This is a genomic window from Paenibacillus sp. N3.4 (genome assembly GCF_008017805.1).
In the GTDB taxonomy this organism is placed as follows: domain Bacteria; phylum Bacillota; class Bacilli; order Paenibacillales; family NBRC-103111; genus Paenibacillus_E.
On record NZ_VRTT01000095.1, the window covers coordinates 1 to 20,517 of the forward strand.

Genomic DNA, 20,517 nt, shown 5'->3' on the forward strand with positions numbered 1-20,517 from the left:
CCGGTCTTAGCTATCGTTTCCGATAGTTATCCCAGTCTTATAGGCAGGTTACCTACGTGTTACTCACCCGTCCGCCGCTAAGCATTCCCCGAAGGAAATACTCCGCTCGACTTGCATGTATTAGGCACGCCGCCAGCGTTCGTCCTGAGCCAGGATCAAACTCTCCATAATAGTGGACTTAGCAGAGAGACTTTGATCTACGATCAAAGTTCCCTATATTATGTCCGTATATCTGAAAGCTTAATTGCTCATTTGCGTTGCTAGCGAGATTTTACAATCTCTTTTTTGAACGATTGCTCGTTCGTGCTTACTCACTCGTTGTTCAGTTTTCAAAGATCAATTTCTTTCATTTTCCTTCTCTCTTTCGAAAGCCGGAAGACCAATATACCACACTAATTATTCATATGCAACTTGTTTTTTCTAAGTTACTTGTTTATTACCGTGTGGCTCAGAGGCAACTTTTATAAGATACCACAGATGTCGCTATAGAGTCAACCCACTTTTTATATTATCTTTCTTTGCCTCAAAGCAATGTTAGCTTTAAGCCAACGAGCAGAAGAATACCCGGAATGCCGAGAACCGTTACAGTCCCTAATGTAGCTGTATTAATTGGAATTTCAAAATGGGTATACGTACTAAGTAGGTTCAACATATATAAGGCAAACGCAGCGAAAACCATATTTAGCCCCAACACAGACAGCCATCTGCTTCCGCGACGATTGCGAAATAGGATAAAAAGCAGCATCAACGAGGACAAGATAAGCAGCCCCCATAATACATATTTCAGATTCATACTATCCCTCCATGAGTCGATCGCTATCAATGAGACTGAGACCAAGTTTTTTCGCCTGCTTAATGAGCATTTCAAACCTTTTCTCTGCCGCTTCCATAGCAAAGATTGCATAATCGATTTGATCTTTCTCTACGGCAAACTCAAAATGTGCCTGCGCCGCTACCCAAGTTTCGTGTGCTTTTCGTATTTCTTGGATAAGCTGCTGCTTGTCCTTTTTTTGTTCTTCAATAGCCACTTTATTCACTAGCTTCTTTTTGCCATACATACCTAATAGTAAAGGTCTCACACGCAAGCCTCCATTCTATCCACCCCGGCCTATATACTTATATATATGGGAAGAGTAGAGCAACTAGAACAGCATCGTGTTTTTTCGCAAAAAAAAGAGAGCTTTTCAGCTCTCTAGCTCTTGTATTGAAATATCTACAGCTCTCGGCGACCTTCCATAGCCTTGGTTAAAGTCACTTCATCCGCATACTCCAAATCCCCGCCTACAGGTAAACCATGCGCGATACGCGTAACACGGAGACCAAATGGCTTGATCAATCGGGACAAATACATCGCCGTTGCCTCTCCCTCAATATTGGGATTGGTAGCCAGAATCAATTCCTGTACGGTCTCATCACCCAAACGCTTGAGCAACTCTGCTATATGAATTTGATCAGGCCCAATTCCCTCCATAGGAGAAATCGCTCCATGCAGCACATGATAGTACCCTTCGAACTCTTTGGTTCTTTCCAAAGCGACTAAGTCCTTAGGCTCCTGAACCACGCAAATGACAGAAGCATCCCGACTCTTATCTTGACAGATCCGGCAAGGATCAATATCTGTAATATTGCAACAGACTGAGCAGTAGTGAAGGTTGCGTTTCACGTTGACGAGCGCCTTTGCGAAGTCAATCACGTCTTCTTCTTTCATGCGAAGAACGTGGAAGGCCAGGCGACCGGCCGTTTTGGGGCCCACTCCCGGCAAGCGGGAGAAAGCGTCAATCAACTTGGCTATCGGTTCGGGGTAATACAACGGACGTTCTCCTTCATCGTTCAGATTCGCTATTCTTCGTTGTCTTAGAACAATCCAGGGATGTTCATGCCACCTGTAAATTTGCCCATATCTTTATTAGCCAGTTCTTCGGCTTTGGTCATGGCATCATTAACTGCCGTAAGAACAAGATCCTGCAGCATTTCAACATCATCCGGATCTACAGCTTCCGGCTTAATTGTAATGCTTTGTACTTTTTTGTGCCCGTTGATGATAACCGTAACTACACCGCCGCCTGCAGTTCCTTCAATGGACTTCGTGCCTAACTCCTCTTGTGCTTTCATCATTTGTTCTTGCATTTTCTTCACTTGCTTCATCATTTGATTCATGTTATTCATTTTTAGTAGCTCCCTCGTATTTAGTCTTCTTTAATCGTCACCAAATCTTCGCCAAACAATTGGATTGCTTCCGATATCCATTCCTCTTTAACTGGCTGGTTACCATCTTCTGCTTGCAGCTCCAAAATTTCCGGGGCTGCCTGGGTGGCATCCGTCTTTGCATCGTCCCATTCCTTGCGCATAATCGTCAACAGCCGATAAGGCTTACCTAGTACCGATGTCAGCACTTGCTCAATAATAAGCTTATTCTCAGGCTTTTCCGTTGTATTGCGGTGCATTTCATTTTTGAAAGCAACCAGTACAACATCATCAAGAGCAGAAACGAGATCTCCGTTTACAAACCAAGCATGAACAGTAATTTTCTTTTCTTTGACAACCCCAAGCACTTGACTCCATTTCATAAGAGCTGACTTCGTGTCAGGAGCCTCTACCGCTTTCAAATAACCGTCAAGTTTAATACCCGATCTTTTCGAAGGGGCCGAGGCGACCGGCAATTTGGCAGGAGGTACTTGCTTGGCATTGGGATCCGGCGATAAAGCCGCTACACCCGATTTTACCAGTCCTGCTATCTGTTCTTCAAGCTGTTGAAGTTTTTTGGTCATTTGGGCCAAGAGATCTCCCGATGGCAAATGATTTCCAGAGCCCTCCAGCATACCGATCGATGAACTATTCGCAGCTTCTCTGTGTCCACCGCTAATTTTCATAATGGCAATTTCAAGAAGTGTCTGAGGCTGTACGGAGTATTTCATTTCGCTTTGGTAATGGTTTAGAGTCTCAATCATTCCCATCATTTCGGCGGGAGAGAAGTGATTAGCTACTGCTCGCAGCTCATCCATATCAAAAACACGTTCTGTAATCACCGGAGAATTCGGCACCATACGAACCATTAGCAAGTCGCGGTAATAGTTAATCAAATTCTCCATGCATTTATCCGCGCTCTTCCCTTCCTGCATGAAGGTATCAATAAGTTCCAAAGCAGCGCCAAGATTCTTCTCTTTAATCATGAGCACTAACTTCTTGAATTGATCGGATGCAACTCCGCCAGTGATAGACAAAATATCAGCGAGCGTTACCTCCCCAGTTGCAAAGGATGCCGACTGGTCCAGCAAGCTAAGCGCGTCCCGCATCCCTCCATCCGATAATCTGGCTATATAATGGAGAGCTTCCTCGCTAATCGCGATGCGCTCCTGTTCACAAACATACTGCAATCGCATGACCTGTTCTTCCATGGAAACTCTGCGAAAGTCAAAGCGCTGACAGCGCGAAATAATCGTGGCCGGAATTTTGTGGGGCTCCGTCGTAGCTAAAATGAACATCACGTGTGCCGGAGGGTCCTCCAGCGTTTTGAGCAGCGCATTGAAAGCTTCCGTTGTCAGCATGTGCACTTCATCGATGATGTACACCTTCTGCCTGACTTCAGTAGGCGCATACTTCACTTTATCGCGAATGTCACGAATTTCTTCAACGCCACGGTTGGAGGCTGCATCGATCTCGACAACATCCATCACAGCGCCTTCAGTAATTCGCTCACAAGCCGAACAAGCGTTGCACGGTTCTTCTGCCGGACCATGTAAGCAGTTAACTGCTTTGGCTAATATTTTGGCCGTACTGGTCTTACCCGTTCCTCTTGGTCCATTAAACAAATATGCATGCGTAAGACGATTTTCTCGAAGAGAATTCTGCAGTGTTTGCGTGATATGCTTTTGACCAACAACATCACGAAACGTCTGAGATCTCCACGTTCGATACAGAGCAATGTGTGCCATAGTGTTCCTCTCCAATAATCCCTGCATGGAATGACTGAATCCATTATACTATAACCCTTCTGGGGATGAAATAGAGGATCAAGCATAAGGAATGGATATCGTGAAGGTCGTTCCGAAGCCCTTAGAAGAAACGCGAATGCTTCCTTCCATATCGTGGATAATTCGTTGGCAAACAGAAAGCCCCAGACCTGTCCCTGTATCTTTCGTCGTGAAGAACGGGTCAAATATTTTATCAATAACGAACATAGGAATACCCGAACCGGTATCGTGGATATCAATACACACATTCCGCTCTGCCGTATCTACTTTTTCCGAAATCGTTAGTATCCCTCCATCCGGCATAGCTTCTATTCCATTTTTACATATATTTAAGAACACTTGCTTGAGCATCTCTTTATCGGCAATAATTTCTGGCAAGTGATATGAAGCTTCATACTGAAGATGGACATTGTACAAAATAGCTTCATTGTTAATGATCGGCAAAATACCTCGTAACACTTCGGTTACATCGATACGCTCATAAGAGACGTGCTTAGGCTTGCTCAGTAATAGAAATTCATTCACAAGCTCATTGATTCGATTGATCTCCTCGAGCATGACTTCGGTATAGCTTTGTTCTTTATCCATGCCTTTCATTTCAAAAGTGCGTCTCAGCACTTGCATAAAACCTTTGATGGAGGTAAGCGGATTACGAATTTCATGGGCCGTTCCCGCGGCAATTTGGCCAATCATAGCTAGCCGGTCGCTGCGTTGAACCATTTCTTCCAAGGAGCGCATATTCGTCACATCTTTGAAAATGATGTAAGCCCCCACCATGTTTCCCTGGTTATCTTTGAGCACACTAGAATCCAGCAAAAGCTCATAACGCGCATGATTATTGGTCCATGAAACAGCATGATTACGGGCGACCACGCCATTCAAAAGCGTTCGCTGCACCAAGCGATGCTCGGCGGGAACCGTAGCAAAAATCTCTTCCAAGGACATATTCAGAATATTCTCTCGTACCATCCCTAGAATTTGGCAAGCCATATCACTAATATCTACAAGGGTAAAATTCATACTAATGAGTAGAACACCAAGATTAACATCTTTCAAAAAAGCATCCGAGAAACGCTGCAGCAAATTTAATTGAGAACACTCCACCTGATTGTTAAGGACCAGCAAATACCTAGGTTGTCCGATCTGCATCAGCTTTAAGATGGAAAAACGATAAAAAATGGTTTCCCCATTTTTACTGATTAGAAACCCGTGTGGCCATTCTACTAAGACAGACTCCTCATGATTAAAATAAAAATCATACATCTCCGACAAAGGCGCCCTAACCTTAAATAGCTGAGGGAATGGTATTTGCGTTATTTCTTCCGCCGAGTAACCAGAACACTTCAGTACATGATCCGTTGCCAAAATGATGTTTGCATCGTCATCAACAACCAGCATGCTGCTCTGTAACCCGTGATTGAAAAGCCTCCGCACTTCCTCAATGGATACCATGTAATCCTGAGCGTCATATATAGACATTTAGCAGCACCCTCACCTTTCTCTTGCAAAGATCACTCGCAAACGTTTACATTATTCGAATTAATATATTCATTCTCTCTATAGCAAGAATTTTCCTTCTCTTGAAAAAAAGAAAAAACACCCAAATTACTGGGTGTTTTGTGTGATATATGAGGCATTAAATTTAATTTCAAAACCGTGCACCTGTTATTGATAAAGGGATACAAGCGTACTCTTATCGTTAGCTCAAATCAGGCAACCCCTCGGCACATGAAACATCTCACTTACGGCTGCTTCCTTCCAGACCTGACCGGGTTCACGAGCATTCATTGCGAAGGACCCGACTCTCAACACCACGTGTAAAAGCCAGACCTCACATCACAGTACCGCTAACAGGAATTCAACCCCGCTACAGCGGATTGCGAGTTACAGGGCACCGCTACCTCCCCATCTAGCACGGTAAAAATAAGTATAGCTGATTCACTGGCAAATAGCAACTAGGGGTAATATCTGCTATTTATCGTTCTATTCTAACTTTTACATTATACCGCGGCATATTCGTATCCAAAGCCATTTGTGCCTGGGAACGAAGCTCATCCGCCTGTGTATCTGTTAACTCCGGTTTCGGTTTTATTTTTACCTTTGCCGTTGGACCACTCATGGTGATACTTACTTTTTCGATGCCTTGAAGCTGAGCAAGAACAGCTTTCATCAAATTCGTATCATCTTCGTAATGATGATACGTAGGGTTGAGGGGATTGTTCGGATTGACACTTGTTATACCTAACAAACCGTCCTGCTTATACGTTTGTGCTTTGTACTTTGTCTCGTCCGTTTGCTTATTGTTGTTGCCCATGTAGGCACCGCATCCCATCAGACTTAGGATAAGTATGGCAACAGTCGACCCTCTTAGCATGCCGTTCCACATAAAAACACCTCCCATTGGTTTCTAAGCTTATGCTTAGGATGACCAAGGGAGGTTGTCTTATGCCGATTGGCAAACAAGTAATTGATGCCAATTAGATACCGTATTTCTTTTTGAACTTGTCGACACGACCGCCTACATCGATAAACTTTTGTTTACCAGTGTAGAATGGATGGCAATTAGAGCAAATCTCAACACGAAGATTTTGCTTAATGGAGCCCGTTTCGAACACGTTACCACATGCGCAAGTCACTGTGGTTGCATGATAAGTAGGATGAATGCCTGCTTTCATGATGGGTTCACCTCTTTCCGCCCTGAATCATTTGCTGAAACAGAGTTAATGGACGTACCTGTGTATTATAGCACACTTGTAATTCTTGATGCAATGAAAAGACAAGACTTCCCTGTTGTTAAAGCACGGTAGTGACGGCTCGATCACTGCTGTAGAATTTCGGCGTATGCGAGTAAGAACCGATGACGACATCCGGCAGTTCCTCTTCGAAAATCTCAATCATTTGCTTCATGCCCAGCAGCTCGCTTTGGGCTTTAGGAATAATCCCCAGGTAGCTTTCGGGGTCAATATTCAGGTTGCGCAGTTGGATTAATTTCAATCCCGTTCTACGCACGAAGCCGAGCATTGCCTCAATCTCTTCTTCCCGATCGGTTACCCCAGGGAATATGAGATAGTTGATGGAGGTGATAACCCCTTTGTCTGCGGCATACCGGAGCGACTTCTCTACATTTTTCAATGTGTAGGCCCGAGGTTTGTAATAAGCATTATAGTGATCATCCAGCGCGCTAATCGTACTCACGCGCATCAAATCAAGTCCGGCATCCACGATGCCGCGGATATGATCCGTCAAACCAGCATTTGTGTTGATATTAATGTAGCCCATTTGGGTCTGCTGACGCACTTGTTTGATGGCATCAATAATAATTACAGCCTGTGTGCTAGGTTCCCCTTCGCAGCCTTGTCCGAAAGAAATGATGCTTTCCGGCGTACGCAAATGCTCCAGCATAATCTGCGTGATTTCTTCAACCTTCGGCTTGAAATTCATTCGTGTCTGAGGAGCAACGAAACCACTGTCATCTGGCTGTTCCGAAATACAACCGAAGCAACCCGCATTGCAGGAGTAAGAAACAGGAACCGCTCCCTCCCAACGCTGCAGGAACGTATTCGAAGCGGTTAAGCATTCATAACCCAGCGCACAATTGGATAAATGCTGATAAAGACGATTGTCCGGATATTTGGCAACAAGACGCTTAACTTCGACTTCCAGTTCTGTTGGATCACAGTGAATAGGATTCCAGAAGTAAGGATTGTCAGTCAAACGAGCAGCTACATAGAAACCGTCCTCTTTCCAAACAACAGCCGTATAACCGAAAAGAGGCAGCACCTTGCTCTTATCTGACTTCACATAACCGGGCAGCAAGAGTCTTGTGAAACCTTGAGGAAGAAGCGCTCCTACAGCGTGATAATCTCCCTCTACCAGCTTCATATCACCTGTAGCGGCATCTATGCCTACAGGGCGCGTGAAAGGAAGACTGACCAGCGTAGATCCCTCAGGGAGCGGAATCAGCTCTTCCTCTAATATTTCTGTGATCATCTCCGCGTTTCGACCAAGGGCCAAAAAATCGGGATGATCGAAGACGTTTCCTTGTGAATCCGAATAAACCAAGTTCATAACGGTACTCCTTAGAGTTTTGCTTAGCAAAACTTTTTTCATTCAAGTATGCGAATTAGGAAGCTGAATGTTTCACTTTCCCTTTACTCGCTCCTGCCGATCCGTTAGAGGGAGAGGCGAGAGAATCAAGAAACTCTTGATTTGTTTTGGTTTCTGCCAGTTTCTTAATGAACGTTTCTGTATATTCATGCGAATCGTTCATTCCCTTGCGAAGCGCCCAAACCTTCTCAAGCTCATCTTTACCGAGGAGAGCCTCTTCGCGGCGCGTACCCGATCTGCGGATATCGATAGCTGGGAAAATGCGGCGTTCAGCCATTTTACGATCCAGATGAAGCTCTAGATTACCTGTTCCTTTGAATTCTTCATAAATAACATCATCCATACGCGAGCCCGTTTCAACAAGAGCTGTAGCCAGGATAGTCAAACTGCCGCCTTCTTCAATGTTACGAGCAGCTCCGAAAAACCGTTTAGGACGATGAAATGCAGCGGGGTCAATCCCCCCGGATAATGTTCTGCCAGTCGGAGGCACAACCAAGTTGTAAGCTCTAGCCAAACGGGTGATGCTGTCCAACAGAATAACAACGTCCTTCTTATGTTCAACCAATCGCATAGCTCGTTCAAGCACAAGCTCAGCCACTTTAATATGATTCTCTGGCAGTTCGTCAAATGTGGAAGCGACAACTTCCCCTTTGACCGACCGCTGCATATCCGTCACTTCTTCTGGTCGTTCGTCAATCAATAAAACGAAAAGTTCAATATCGGGATAATTGGTGGAGATGCTGTTGGCAATTTCTTTGAGAAGCAGTGTTTTCCCTGCTTTAGGGGGAGCAACGATCAATCCGCGTTGTCCGAGGCCTACCGGAGCGAGTAGATCCATAATACGCGTGGAAATTTTGTTCGGTTCTGTCTCAAGCGTAACTCTGGTATCTGGATAGAGCGGTGTTAATGCGGGAAAATGAAGTCGTTCAGCCGCAGTTTCCGGCTTCTCACCATTGACAGCTTCCACTTGCAGAAGGCCAAAGTAACGTTCATTCTCTTTTGGCGGCCGACATTTACCCGAAACAATGTCCCCAGATCGCAAATCGAATTTACGAATCTGTGATGCAGAGATGTAAATATCCTCAGAGCTTGGCAGGTAGTTAATCGGACGTAAGAATCCGAAGCCTTCCTGGAGAATTTCGAGAACACCCTGCATGAACATCAAGCCGCTCTCAGCTGCTTGCGCACGTAAAATAGCAAATATGAGTTCTTTTTTCTTCAACTGACCATAATAGGGAATCTGATACTTCTTAGCCAGTTTATATAATTCAGTAAGCTTGAGTACTTCAAGCTCAGCAAGCTGCATGCTCATGTTTAGACCACCAAACTATTAAATTTTCAATTGGATTCTAGCATTGCCTGTTGCATGGTACTTTATTCCTCACTCTCGCGCCAAACCTCAGCACCAAGCGAAGATAAATTGAAAACCAAGTTTTCGTAACCACGATCGATAAACTCAACCCCGGATACTTCCGTAATGCCTCCGCTTCTTACACTCAAACCAGCAAGTACAAGAGAAGCACCAGCCCTCAAGTCTGTAGCTCTTACTTTCGCCGAACTCAACTGCGAGCCTTCAATAATGGCAGAGCGACCTTCCACTTTCATCTTGGCACCCATACGGACAAGTTCAGGTATATGCTTGAACCGATTACTGTATACATGATCTGTTAATATACTAACCCCTCTGGCCTGACAAAGCAGGCTTGCCATCGGAGATTGTAGGTCTGTAGCAAATCCGGGATAAACCAGCGCTTTCACATCGACGCTTTCGTACTCAGGCTGTCCGACAACACGAATGGACTCATCCATTTCATAAATGTGAACACCCATTTCCTGGAGCTTCGCCGTCAGTGCCTCCATATGTTTGGGAATCACATTATCTACGGTTACATCGCCACGTGTTGCGGCGGCAGCAATCATGTAGGTACCAGCTTGGATCCGGTCAGGGATAATGGAATGACGACAACCGTGCATCTCAGTTACACCTTCGATACGAATGGTTTCCGTTCCCGCTCCCTTGATTTTAGCACCCATCGAGTTCAAAAGCGTAGCCACATCTATAATTTCAGGCTCTTTGGCCGCATTTTCGATTAATGTAACACCCTTGGCACGTGAAGCCGCCAGCATGATGTTAATCGTGGCCCCCACACTGGCCATATCCAAAAAGATTTTTGCACCGCGCAACTCCTTTGCGCGAATCTTTAATGCACCGTTCTCATTACTAACAACGGCTCCTAAAGCTTCGAATCCTTTGATATGTAAGTCAATCGGACGCGGCTCGAAATTACAACCGCCAGGCAGGCCAATCGTCGCTTCTCCAAATCTTCCAAGCAAGGCTCCCATTAAATAATAGGAAGCTCTCAGCTTCTTCACTTTGCCATTTGGCATCGGAAGCGACTTCATTCGACTGGGATCAATCGTCATCCGATCTTCATTCCAATCAATCGTAGCGCCTAAATCCGTTAAAATTTCTGTATATATAGCCACATCGCTTAAATGCGGCAGATTATCCAAAGTTACCGACGTTTCTGCAAGTACAGCAGCTGGAATAAGTGCAACCGCACTATTCTTAGCTCCACTAATTTGAACAGTTCCCCGTAGTGGACGTCCTCCGACCACCATTAATTTTTCCAACATGATTCTCCCCCTAAACCAGGTACCTACTTGTTGCACACAACAGGGCAAGGCTATCCCTGAAACAATAAACAGCATTTCGTATTATAAAAAGGTATGAACAGAAAAAACAGAAGAAGGAAACGCCCATAATTACTCAAACGGACGACATTTGTCATTCTTCGTCCGTTTGAGTATTACTGCATTTCCCACCATATCTATACAGTTGGAATTAAGCTTGGTTGCTGCTTCCGAATAATTGAATTTTGGATTTAACGACTTCAATCATAGCGTTGCGGGCTGGGGTGAGATATTTGCGAGGATCGTAAATTTTTGCATCTTTATTCAGAGCTACACGAATAGACTCTGTACAAGCTACTTGATTCTCTGTGTTCACGTTGATTTTACCAACGCCAGCTGCGATGGATTTACGAATCATTTCGTCAGGAACACCAGATCCACCGTGTAAAACAACTGGAACTGGAATTGCTTTGGAAACAGCTTCGATAATGTCAAAGTGGATGTTAGGCTCGCCTGCGTACATGCCATGTGCAGTACCGACAGCGATTGCCAGACAGTCAACACCTGTTTCTTCATAGAAACGGATAGCTTCTTCCGGTTTTGCAAGGTTAGCGTGCTCTTCGTCTACCGAGATGTCATCCTCAACACCACCGATTGTTCCAAGCTCACCCTCAACGGATACGCCCATTGCACGAGCAGCTTTAACAACTTCTTTCGTCAAACGAATGTTTTCTTCGAAAGAATAGTGGGAACCATCGAACATAACGGAGCTGAATCCTGCACGGATACATTTCATCGCTACTTCAAAAGAACTACCATGATCCAAGTGCAACGCGATTGGCAGGCCGGATTTCTTAGCTGCTGCTTCAGCAATGGCTACTGTAAACTCGATACCCATATATTTCAGTGCGCCTTCGCTAACACCATAAATGAACGGGGACTTCAGTTCGATCGCTGCTTCCACGATCGCTTGAGCGAACTCAAGATTGTTCATGTTGAATTGACCCACCGCGAATTTGTTCGCTTTTGCTTTAGGTAAAAATTCGTTCATTGAAACCAATGCCATGTTTCTCTTCCTCCTAGAACCCTTATAGTAGATGCGTAAACCGCTCTTTGTCATACTGAGTTATTATAGCACATAAATTTTCAAATGATAACCAAGCCCTCGCTTTTTTGACAACAAAAAAAGACCCTAAAGATTAGGATCCTACTGCAAAACCACTGCTAGATTCGTTGTTAAGTTGCTTGTTGACCGCCATACGCAATTCATCAATGTCAAACGGTTTCGTAAAATGCATAATAGCACCAAGGTCTGTCGCTTCTTTAATCATATCAAGTTCACCGTAAGCCGTCATCATAATCACCTTAATCGTGACGTCGATCGCTTTCACGTGTTTCAAGATATCCAGACCGTCCATACCAGGGATTTTCATATCTAATAAGACAAGGTCAGGCGAAGAGTTTTTCACGATTTCTAAAGCTAGCTTCCCGTTCGCAGCCTGATAGGTTTCGTAACCTTCGTTACTGAAAACTTCCATTAGCAGTACACGAATGCCATTCTGGTCATCAACAATCAATACCTTCTTCTTCATTAGGTAAGTCCCTCCCAAAAACAAATAACAAATTCCCAACATTTATTAAATTAGTTATTCGCTATTCATTTTCGGATTCCTTCCGAAGAAGAGAGGATTATTGAAAAGTTTTACAAAAAAGTTGAATATCAGGAGACGATGAGTGGACGGTTAAGCAATCAAGCCGCTTAACGTACTACTTGCTGAGCTGCTTTTACGAACTCGCGGAAAAGCGGCTGCGGACGGTTCGGACGCGAAGTGAATTCCGGGTGGAATTGCACAGCCAAGAACCATGGATGACTAGGAAGCTCAATCATTTCTACCAATCTGCCGTCCGGAGATGTACCGGAAATACGCAGTCCTGCTTTTTCAATCAGCTCACGGTATTCGTTGTTAAATTCATACCGATGACGATGTCTCTCGTAGACAAGTTCGTCGTTATAGGATTTAGCCGCCAATGAACCAGGTACAAGCTTACATGGGTAGAGACCAAGACGCATCGTACCGCCCAAGTTCTCGATATCCTTCTGTTCAGGAAGCAAATCAATAACCGGGTAAGCCGTCGTCGGGTTAATCTCCGAGCTGTTTGCACCATCAAGTCCTGACACAGAACGCGCATACTCAATGACAGCCACTTGCATACCCAAACAAATTCCGAAGAAAGGAATGTCATTCTCACGGGCATAACGAATAGCGGAAACTTTCCCCTCGATTCCTCGATCGCCAAAGCCTCCAGGTACTAAGATACCTTGAACGCCAGAGAGCAGTTCATGTACATTATGATCATAAATTTCTTCGGCATTGACCCAACGAATATCAATTTCCGAGTCGTTATCGATACCAGCATGACCCAGTGCTTCCACGATACTGAGATAAGCATCATGAAGCGCCACATATTTACCGACAATAGCAATTTCTGTTTTCTTCGTTAATGATTTGACCTTACGAACAAGGCTTTCCCACTCGCTCATATCAGGTTCATTCGTCCGCAGTTTCAAGTGATTGACGACATAATCGTCCAAGCCTTGCTCACGAAGCATCATTGGAACTTCATACAACGTTTCAGCATCTCTACATTCAATGACAGCTGCAGGATCAATGTCACAGAACAATGCTAGTTTACGTTTCATATCTTCCGTTAGGGAATGTTCTGTCCGACAAACGATAACATGAGGCTGGATACCGAGTCCACGAAGCTCTTTAACGCTATGCTGCGTTGGCTTCGTCTTCACTTCGCCGGCGGCTTTAATATAAGGAATCAGCGTTACGTGAACATACATAACATTCTCGCGGCCGATATCATTTTTCATTTGACGAATGGCTTCTAGGAACGGCAAGCTCTCGATATCGCCAACCGTACCGCCAATTTCAGTAATAACGACATCCGACTGCGCTTCACGACCTGCGCGAATTACGCGATCTTTAATCTCATTCGTAATATGCGGGATCACTTGAACAGTGCCTCCCAAGTACTCGCCTCTGCGCTCTTTGGTAATAACCGAAGAATACACTTTACCTGAAGTTACGTTGGAACTCTTGGAGAGGTTAATATCGATGAAACGCTCATAATGTCCTAAATCCAGATCCGTCTCTGCCCCATCATCGGTAACGAATACTTCACCGTGCTGGTAAGGACTCATAGTTCCTGGGTCCACATTGATATAAGGATCGAACTTCTGTATCGTAACTTTTAGACCTCTGTTCTTGAGCAGTCTGCCTAAGGAAGCAGCTGTAATTCCTTTTCCAAGGGAAGAAACTACGCCTCCCGTAACGAAAATGTATTTAGTCACTATGTACGCCTCCTGAGTGTTTTTTTTGTAAGCAAGAACTTACTTGAGTAAGCATCTGCTAAAAATATAGCCAGTCAACTGGCTTTTGTTCGTAAGAATAAAGTGTGGGATATGACCTGTTTTAGTTTCTACTAAATAGGGATTTTCATGAAATTAACGCAAAAAAACCACTAAAAAAACAAAAAAAGGTGACACCCGTAGTGACGGGGCACCTTCTGAACGCTTGCGCGAAATGTTAAGATTCTTTTAAAGCCCATGCAATAGTTTACTCTGAACAGACGTAGGCTGTCAAGACAAGTTATTTACCGTCTTCATCCTCTTCGTCGGCTTCATCTTCTTCTTGATCATCGTCTTCGCCATCTAGATCTTCATCGTCTGTTTCTTCGATACCCGCTTCGCCGATATCTTCTTCAATCTCTTCATCCTCGAAGAATTCCGTATCCTCTTCAGCTTCTTCCTCTTCTTCTGTTTCAGTGCCGAAGGTATCGTACTCGTCTTCCTCTGCGTATGTATCTTCTTCCTCGGCATAAATGTCTTCATCCAGATCATCATCTTCATCGTTGATGATTCGAGGACGCTTCGCATTACCAACCGCATCGTCAGATTTTTCAACAGGATACCAGCGCTTCAGACCCCATAGGTTCGTACCCACGCAAGCAAAACGACCATCGATGTTGATCTCCGTATATAGTTGGGCAATCACTTGCATGACTTGCTGCTCAGACAACCCTTTTATTTTAGCAATTTCCAACATAAGGTCACGATAATAAAACGGCGTATTCGCCGACTTCAGCAATTCGAATGCCAAATCCACCATCGGCATTTCGCGTGCTTGCTCTGTGGTGATTTTGAGTGTGTATTCGCTACTCATCTAAGGCACATCCCTTTCGACCGTCTTCTTCTAACTACCATATCCAATATCTTCATTAAGTAAAACCTATTTTTTCTAAAAATGCAACTATCCCTTTAAAACCTATTCGATAGCTGCTCAGCCTGCCCATTCGGAGGCACCTTTCACTGGCTGTTAAATGAATACAAGCGAAGGTCCCCCTCCGCTTGCGACTGTATCCTCAGGAATCATTGCACACAGGTCACCGCTCATTCCGCCACCTGAGCGAGAGGCACTCCTGCTGGGCCTCTCTGTTTATCCTATGTAAAACCTACACATCTGACACGGCTTTGCACCCATTTATTTCTAAGAAGGCGATAACACGGTCATACCGGATGACCTGTACATAGGATGAGGGAGATTCGATTTTACGTTGTCACGGGGGGATGGCACGATGGATTCAGCCACCTTTCTTCATTTTCTTCATAAGGAGATCGGTCTCAGCAAACATTCCGGAGTCAAGCATATCATCCATTTCCCTACGGCCAGGGACTACTATGCTTGCAAATCACAGCTTAAACGCATGCGTTCAAGTCTAAAGAACCTCTCCATGGTTCGCGATTTAGGCATTATCCATGCATTCTCATGTCCCCTCCCCTTGGATACCAAGCTCAGAGCCTTCTCCGGTGTGCCGAGCATCGAAGTAGATTCCCAAGTAGCCGTTCATCAACTAATTGGCAATAAAATGGGCTCCAGACGCGGAAGTCACATCCCCGGCTCCCCTACTATCCCCTGGGGAGTAGATCAAATTGGGGCAGCTGAGGTATGGAACAAATCAGTAGGCCAAAACATTCGTATAGGCGTTATTGATACGGGAATCGATTATAATCATCCAGACTTACGCAGCTCCATCTCACGAGGCATCAATTTATTGAACCGCAGTATGCTGCCCTATGATGATAACGGCCACGGGACACATATCGCCGGAACGATTGCGGCTGCTGGCCGGTATTCAGGCATTATTGGTGTTGCCCCCAAGGCCATCATCTATCCCGTGAAAGCTTTTGATTATGGCGGAAGCGCCTACGTATCCGATATTATCGCAGGTATTGATTGGTGTGTTCAGAACGATCTCGATGTGATAAATATGAGTTTCGGGATGAAGACATACAACCGAGCACTTGAGCAAGCCGTCCTGAACGCCTACTACAGAGGCAAAGTAATTGTGGCCTCTTCCGGCAATGACGGCAAACGCAAAACGGTCGATTTCCCAGCCCGATTCCCACAGGTCGTTTCCGTTGGCGCTACGACACGCGTCGGCAAGATCGCGCCATTCAGCAATCGCGGCAAACAAATTGATATCTATGCGCCGGGGGAACGCATATATTCCTCATGGCTTCACGGTAAATACCATGAGCTCAGCGGCACCTCCATGGCAACCGCTCATGTCAGCGGCGTTGTTGCCTTAATGCTTTCCATCAAGCCGATGTCGCCGTTGCAAATCAAGACCGCGCTGCGACGCTGCGCGGTCGCCAGCAAGCGCGAGAATGCCCGCTGGAAGCCCGGGCATTTAAATGCTCGCCGCGCGATCCATGCCGCGCGGCGGGAGTAATTCTCGGCGCAGCGAGTTCGCCGAGACAATCATCGAAGCCCGCGCTGCGGCGGGCTTCGACAAGATAAACCTAGCCTGAAGCTAGCTAGGTTCACTATCATTTTGTGCTTGCTTCGACAACAGTAGTCATTCGAACAATGAAGCGACTCCTTACTTGTGTTGTCTACGCTAACGAACCGTAACGTTGTTAGCGACGAGAAATGAGCCTGTCCATTCATCTAACGAACTCAAGCGACGTTATAGAGTCGATTTTTAGTGAAGTGATGAGCTTTTACTTGCAATAGCGCGTCTGGAGTTCGTTAAAACGATAATTCTTTGTCATTTGATCAAATAAAGCTTGCTGTGTTCCTTAGGCGTCTCCGTCCAAAAAAGGAATGGCTCTCAACTTGTTGAAGTCGAACCCGACGCCATAAGCACGTTCGGAGTTGGATAAAATGCTCAGAAGCTAACCATCTCGCCGCATCATAAACAGGAGAATCTTCGGCAGCCGAGACTTTCTCGACACACGGAGATTCTCAATGAAAAGAGTAACTAACCATGACCACGTTCATCGATCATCTCAAACATGCTCGATTCCATCCTTTAAATTTAACGAATCGTTTAGAAAGGGGTAATTCTCAGTCCTCTTCCGAAAACTTATACTTTCTATACTGCCAAAAAGGGACGCTCCCCGCATGTCTGCACAGACATGCGGGGAGCGTCCCTTTGGTTTATGGAGCGGAGTTACATCCGCTCCGGAGCGGATACGCCAACTACGCGAAGCGTGTTGGCCAAGGTCGTGCGCAGCGCGCCGAGCAAGGCGAAGCGCGCCTGGGTCAAGGCCGCGTCATCGCTGATGACGTAGTGCCCTCTGTAATAGCTATGGAACTGGCTCGCCAGTTCATAAACATAGCGGATCAGCCTGTGCGGAGCGTACTGCTCAGCAGCAATGGCGATTTCCTCCGGAAGCTCGCCAATCTTGCGAAGCAAGTCGAACTCTGCTTCCGAAGTAAGCTGGGTAAGGTCTACCTGATCCAGCGGGAGAATCTGAATGTTCTGCTCCTCCGCCTGACGGAAGATGCTGCAAATCCGCGCATGTGCATACTGAACATAGAATACGGGGTTCTCATTGGACTGCGAAACCGCCAAATCCATATCAAAATCCAAATGTGAGTCCATACTGCGCATCGCGAAGAAATAACGAATAGGGTCAACGCCGACCTCGTCCATCAAGTCTTCCATCGTAACCGCTTTGCCGGTCCGTTTGGACATTTTCACCTTTTCGCCATTCTGGAAAAGACTTACCATTTGCGCAATCAGCACGACGAGACGATCCGCTTCAAAACCAAGGGCCGTCATCGCCGCTTTCATCCGCGGGATATAACCGTGATGATCGGCACCCCAAATATTAATTAAACGCTCAAAGCCACGCCCAAATTTGTTGCGGTGATAGGCAATATCCGGCGTTAAGTACGTAAAAGATCCGTCGTTCTTAATCAGAACACGATTCTTATCGTCGCCAAGCGGAGTGGTATTCAACCAAGTCGCGCCTTCTTCTTCATAGATGTGTCCGTTGTCTCGCAGCTCTTGAAGCACAGGTGGAATGAGATTATCTTCATAAATCGACGTTTCCGAGAACCAGTTGTCGAAATGGACACCAAAGCGACCAAGATCGCGTTTAATTTTATCGAGTTCTTTGCGGAGTCCATACGTACGGAAATAAGAACGGCGCTCTTCATCGGACAGAGCCAGCAAACGATCTCCTTCTTCAGCTACCAAATCCGTAGCGAAGCCTTTAATATCTTCACCGAAGTAACCATCTTCTGGCATTTCAGCATCTTGTCCAAGCGCTTGAAGATAACGAGCTTCGATCGATTTGGCCAAATTCACAACTTGGTTGCCCGCATCGTTAATGTAATACTCACGTGATACGTCGTAACCAGCAAGATCAAGCACATTGCAGAGCACATCGCCAACTGCCGCTCCGCGAGCATGCCCCAAATGCAAAGAACCGGTTGGGTTAGCACTGACAAACTCGACTTGAACTTTAAGTCCTTTACCAATATCCGAAGCCCCATATCGAGCTCCTTGGTTCAAGACCTCACGGATGACAGGGTAAATAAATGCTTTATTCATTTTAAAATTAATAAACCGGGACCGGCGATTTCAGCTTCCGCGATGTTCGCTTGTTCCTTGTTCAAATTAGCGATAATTTGTTCAGCAATAAGTCGTGGATTCTGCTTCGCAATTCGAGTTAATTGCATGGCTACATTCGTCGCGAAATCCCCATGCGTTTTTTCTTTAGGTACTTCGATAATAATCTCCGGCAATTGTGCTGCATCCACGATTCCCGCCGCGATGACCGCGTCGGTTATGGCTTGTTTAACAACGGCTTTGACTTCGTTTAATACATCCATTCGTATTACTCCTCCTGAATTAACAACTTAATCCGATAATGTCCTGCATGCGTTCCTGAGGCATATAAATCATAGCTCCACCTTGTAATACCGATGCCTTGCACGGCTTCAGATGACAGCTCATGAGTCTCGATTTCCAGTTCCAATCTTAATTGAGGCGTCTGATAAAAGCCGATGCGCTTCTCGCCGGGTACGAACGATTGCTCTGCCTGTACATCTCCTTGGCGAATAATACGTATTTGGTCAGCTTCCAGTTTAATGAGCGTCACGGTTCGTCCAAGTTCATTCGGCTCTTCCTCATAGCGGATATACGTGTGATCGCCTTTGCGATAAAGATCTCCGCGTGCCTTCTGCACGGTAGTCTCGCTCCCGCTTCGGCTCTCAATTCGGATCCGCACGCGTTGCTTAGCCGTCATGGTCCGTCATTCTCCTCTTCTTCAATGCCTAGAACACCTTATGTCAAGATAAGGCAAGTTAGGTATTAGTGTATATGATAAGGTCTCCGAATTCAATGCGTTGCCCAACAATAGGGGCACAAAAAAACGCATCTTCATCAAATTGCTTTGGAGAAGACGCGTTTTTTATTTAATAAGCCGGTGCTGGGGCACCCAAGTAAGCCCATTCTTGTTTGGCAGGACCGTATGCGCCAGTTACCGCAAGTCCAGCTTGCCGCATCAGAATGGTCAACTGACCACGGTGATGTACTTCGTGTTTAAGATAATTGTATAACGTTAGACTGATTGTCCACGTTTGTCCAAACATATTCACATTTTCTTGCAGCTTGGCATCTGTCAATTGGACACGTACGGCTTCTAGAATCGCCTCTGTTGTCGCTCGGTATGACTGCGCAATAGTGGCTGCTGAAACTGGAGGCTCATCGGTGGCGGACGGCGCTTCAAAGCTCAGCCCTGCACCATGAAGAATGCCTCGGTCATTGTGAACCAAATGCCAAGCGAGGTGTCCGAGTGTTCGATAGCCAGGGGCTACTTGTTGATTCAGGGACTCATCCGTTAACGTATCCAGCAGTTTTTGGGTTGTTGCCGCTTCCCCTTGGTAATCCTTAATAAAGCCTTCTACAGTTGTATACATCATCTTGACCTCCATTTGCTGAGAGGCTGCCCCATCTAGGGGCATCTCTCACGACTTGCTTTTATTATATGTCTGGGCCGCTGACAACTGTATGGCAGTGTTCAAAAGTTAGATAAGACACAACCCTTTTGCTTGCCAGGTAGACTTTGCAATAAAAAACCGCCAAGGAAGGGGTCATATCAATCCTCCTGACAGTCTTATCTGTAAGCACGATTTTCAGCGTTATAGTGGAGTTGTTGCTTTTACTGACTGGCTGTAACGTTAGAAACGAAACTGTCGAACAACTCCAGAATGTTTGGCCTACAATCGATCAAATGATCTGTTAGCCAATTGATCTGCTTTTAAATTCAATTTTAAACCCCTAAAAGAGTTGTTCGACATTCCTATTTTCATCATTACGGGTAGGCGGGTTGCCTGTTTGCGACTCTGTAAGCTCAAAAAACGTGCTTACAGCGAGAAAAAAGGAGAAAACGCGCCGCATCCTGAGCTGTAAAGCGGTTTTTCAGCGTTACCGGAAG

At 45.5% G+C, this 20,517-nt stretch carries 18 protein-coding genes, 1 rRNA gene, 1 other RNA gene and 1 pseudogene; 1 reads left to right on the forward strand and 20 read right to left on the reverse strand.

What is annotated here, in order from left to right:
- The 17 genes from FU659_RS30505 to rpoE form a co-directional block, all read right to left on the reverse strand.
- Nucleotides 1–171, reverse strand: a 16S ribosomal RNA gene (locus FU659_RS30505); the annotation flags it as partial.
- A 352-nt stretch (nucleotides 172–523) separates the two neighbouring features.
- Nucleotides 524–793 (reverse strand): pro-sigmaK processing inhibitor BofA family protein, encoded by a 270-nt coding sequence (locus tag FU659_RS30510; RefSeq protein WP_261808157.1) that lies wholly within the window; start codon nucleotides 791–793, stop codon nucleotides 524–526.
- Nucleotide 794: 1 nt separating this feature from the next.
- Nucleotides 795–1,079, reverse strand: a complete 285-nt coding sequence (locus FU659_RS30515; protein WP_261808158.1) for a DUF2508 family protein — start codon at nucleotides 1,077–1,079, stop codon at nucleotides 795–797.
- Nucleotides 1,080–1,213: 134 nt separating this feature from the next.
- Nucleotides 1,214–1,810, reverse strand: coding sequence for a recombination mediator RecR (gene recR, locus FU659_RS30520; RefSeq protein WP_147951016.1), 597 nt, complete (start codon nucleotides 1,808–1,810; stop codon nucleotides 1,214–1,216).
- Nucleotides 1,811–1,854: 44 nt separating this feature from the next.
- Complete coding sequence (locus FU659_RS30525; RefSeq protein WP_147951017.1) at nucleotides 1,855–2,166, reverse strand: YbaB/EbfC family nucleoid-associated protein; 312 nt, start codon at nucleotides 2,164–2,166, stop codon at nucleotides 1,855–1,857.
- 20 nt (nucleotides 2,167–2,186) lie between these two features.
- Nucleotides 2,187–3,932, reverse strand: coding sequence for a DNA polymerase III subunit gamma/tau (gene dnaX, locus FU659_RS30530; protein ID WP_147951018.1), 1,746 nt, complete (start codon nucleotides 3,930–3,932; stop codon nucleotides 2,187–2,189).
- A 78-nt stretch (nucleotides 3,933–4,010) separates the two neighbouring features.
- Nucleotides 4,011–5,450 carry an ATP-binding protein gene (locus tag FU659_RS30535; RefSeq protein WP_147951019.1) on the reverse strand — a complete coding sequence of 480 codons (1,440 nt, stop codon included), beginning with the start codon at nucleotides 5,448–5,450 and terminating at the stop codon, nucleotides 4,011–4,013.
- 175 nt (nucleotides 5,451–5,625) lie between these two features.
- An RNA gene (gene ffs / locus FU659_RS30540) (signal recognition particle sRNA large type) lies at nucleotides 5,626–5,889 on the reverse strand.
- Nucleotides 5,890–5,946: 57 nt separating this feature from the next.
- On the reverse strand, nucleotides 5,947–6,357 hold the full coding sequence (locus FU659_RS30545) for a hypothetical protein (RefSeq protein WP_147951020.1): 411 nt from the start codon (nucleotides 6,355–6,357) through the stop codon (nucleotides 5,947–5,949).
- 91 nt (nucleotides 6,358–6,448) lie between these two features.
- The gene (gene rpmE, locus FU659_RS30550; protein ID WP_029197218.1) at nucleotides 6,449–6,646 is read right to left on the reverse strand and encodes a 50S ribosomal protein L31; all 198 of its coding nucleotides are present in this window, start codon (nucleotides 6,644–6,646) and stop codon (nucleotides 6,449–6,451) included.
- A 118-nt stretch (nucleotides 6,647–6,764) separates the two neighbouring features.
- Complete coding sequence (locus tag FU659_RS30555) at nucleotides 6,765–8,039, reverse strand: radical SAM family protein (RefSeq protein WP_147951021.1); 1,275 nt, start codon at nucleotides 8,037–8,039, stop codon at nucleotides 6,765–6,767.
- A 55-nt stretch (nucleotides 8,040–8,094) separates the two neighbouring features.
- Nucleotides 8,095–9,390, reverse strand: a complete 1,296-nt coding sequence (rho, locus tag FU659_RS30560; RefSeq protein ID WP_147951022.1) for a transcription termination factor Rho — start codon at nucleotides 9,388–9,390, stop codon at nucleotides 8,095–8,097.
- A 62-nt stretch (nucleotides 9,391–9,452) separates the two neighbouring features.
- Nucleotides 9,453–10,712: a UDP-N-acetylglucosamine 1-carboxyvinyltransferase gene (locus FU659_RS30565; RefSeq protein ID WP_147951031.1), complete on the reverse strand. Its 1,260-nt coding sequence runs from the start codon at nucleotides 10,710–10,712 to the stop codon at nucleotides 9,453–9,455.
- A gap of 211 nt (nucleotides 10,713–10,923) precedes the next feature.
- Entirely contained in the window at nucleotides 10,924–11,778 is an 855-nt protein-coding gene (gene fba, locus FU659_RS30570; RefSeq protein ID WP_147951023.1) for a class II fructose-1,6-bisphosphate aldolase, read from the reverse strand.
- Nucleotides 11,779–11,911: 133 nt separating this feature from the next.
- Entirely contained in the window at nucleotides 11,912–12,304 is a 393-nt protein-coding gene (locus FU659_RS30575) for a response regulator (RefSeq protein WP_147951024.1), read from the reverse strand.
- A gap of 167 nt (nucleotides 12,305–12,471) precedes the next feature.
- Nucleotides 12,472–14,073, reverse strand: coding sequence for a CTP synthase (locus tag FU659_RS30580; RefSeq protein ID WP_147951025.1), 1,602 nt, complete (start codon nucleotides 14,071–14,073; stop codon nucleotides 12,472–12,474).
- 298 nt (nucleotides 14,074–14,371) lie between these two features.
- Nucleotides 14,372–14,944, reverse strand: coding sequence for a DNA-directed RNA polymerase subunit delta (rpoE, locus tag FU659_RS30585; RefSeq protein ID WP_147951026.1), 573 nt, complete (start codon nucleotides 14,942–14,944; stop codon nucleotides 14,372–14,374).
- Nucleotides 14,945–15,356: 412 nt separating this feature from the next.
- Between rpoE and FU659_RS30590 the strand changes: the two genes are divergently transcribed.
- Nucleotides 15,357–16,514 carry a S8 family peptidase gene (locus tag FU659_RS30590; RefSeq protein WP_147951027.1) on the forward strand — a complete coding sequence of 386 codons (1,158 nt, stop codon included), beginning with the start codon at nucleotides 15,357–15,359 and terminating at the stop codon, nucleotides 16,512–16,514.
- A gap of 723 nt (nucleotides 16,515–17,237) precedes the next feature.
- Here the strand turns inward: FU659_RS30590 and argS are convergent.
- The 3 genes and pseudogenes from argS to FU659_RS30605 form a co-directional block, all read right to left on the reverse strand.
- Nucleotides 17,238–18,910 (reverse strand): annotated as a pseudogene (argS, locus tag FU659_RS30595) (arginine--tRNA ligase).
- 5 nt (nucleotides 18,911–18,915) lie between these two features.
- Nucleotides 18,916–19,326 (reverse strand): YwiB family protein, encoded by a 411-nt coding sequence (locus FU659_RS30600; protein ID WP_147951028.1) that lies wholly within the window; start codon nucleotides 19,324–19,326, stop codon nucleotides 18,916–18,918.
- 169 nt (nucleotides 19,327–19,495) lie between these two features.
- Nucleotides 19,496–20,002, reverse strand: coding sequence for a DinB family protein (locus FU659_RS30605; RefSeq protein ID WP_315971392.1), 507 nt, complete (start codon nucleotides 20,000–20,002; stop codon nucleotides 19,496–19,498).
- Nucleotides 20,003–20,517 lie beyond the last annotated feature (515 nt).

Bases quoted from the DNA above. Each gene is read 5' to 3' on its own strand.
- FU659_RS30510 (WP_261808157.1), bottom strand. From the start codon at position 793: ATGAATCTGAAATATGTATTATGGGGGCTGCTTATCTTGTCCTCGTTG.
- FU659_RS30525 (WP_147951017.1), bottom strand. From the start codon at position 2,166: ATGAATAACATGAATCAAATGATGAAGCAAGTGAAGAAAATGCAAGAA.
- dnaX (WP_147951018.1), bottom strand. From the start codon at position 3,932: ATGGCACACATTGCTCTGTATCGAACGTGGAGATCTCAGACGTTTCGT.
- FU659_RS30535 (WP_147951019.1), bottom strand. From the start codon at position 5,450: ATGTCTATATATGACGCTCAGGATTACATGGTATCCATTGAGGAAGTG.
- FU659_RS30545 (WP_147951020.1), bottom strand. From the start codon at position 6,357: ATGTGGAACGGCATGCTAAGAGGGTCGACTGTTGCCATACTTATCCTA.
- rpmE (WP_029197218.1), bottom strand. From the start codon at position 6,646: ATGAAAGCAGGCATTCATCCTACTTATCATGCAACCACAGTGACTTGC.
- FU659_RS30555 (WP_147951021.1), bottom strand. From the start codon at position 8,039: ATGAACTTGGTTTATTCGGATTCACAAGGAAACGTCTTCGATCATCCC.
- rho (WP_147951022.1), bottom strand. From the start codon at position 9,390: ATGAGCATGCAGCTTGCTGAGCTTGAAGTACTCAAGCTTACTGAATTA.
- fba (WP_147951023.1), bottom strand. From the start codon at position 11,778: ATGGCATTGGTTTCAATGAACGAATTTTTACCTAAAGCAAAAGCGAAC.
- FU659_RS30575 (WP_147951024.1), bottom strand. From the start codon at position 12,304: ATGAAGAAGAAGGTATTGATTGTTGATGACCAGAATGGCATTCGTGTA.
- rpoE (WP_147951026.1), bottom strand. From the start codon at position 14,944: ATGAGTAGCGAATACACACTCAAAATCACCACAGAGCAAGCACGCGAA.
- FU659_RS30590 (WP_147951027.1), top strand. From the start codon at position 15,357: ATGGATTCAGCCACCTTTCTTCATTTTCTTCATAAGGAGATCGGTCTC.
- FU659_RS30600 (WP_147951028.1), bottom strand. From the start codon at position 19,326: ATGACGGCTAAGCAACGCGTGCGGATCCGAATTGAGAGCCGAAGCGGG.
- FU659_RS30605 (WP_315971392.1), bottom strand. From the start codon at position 20,002: ATGATGTATACAACTGTAGAAGGCTTTATTAAGGATTACCAAGGGGAA.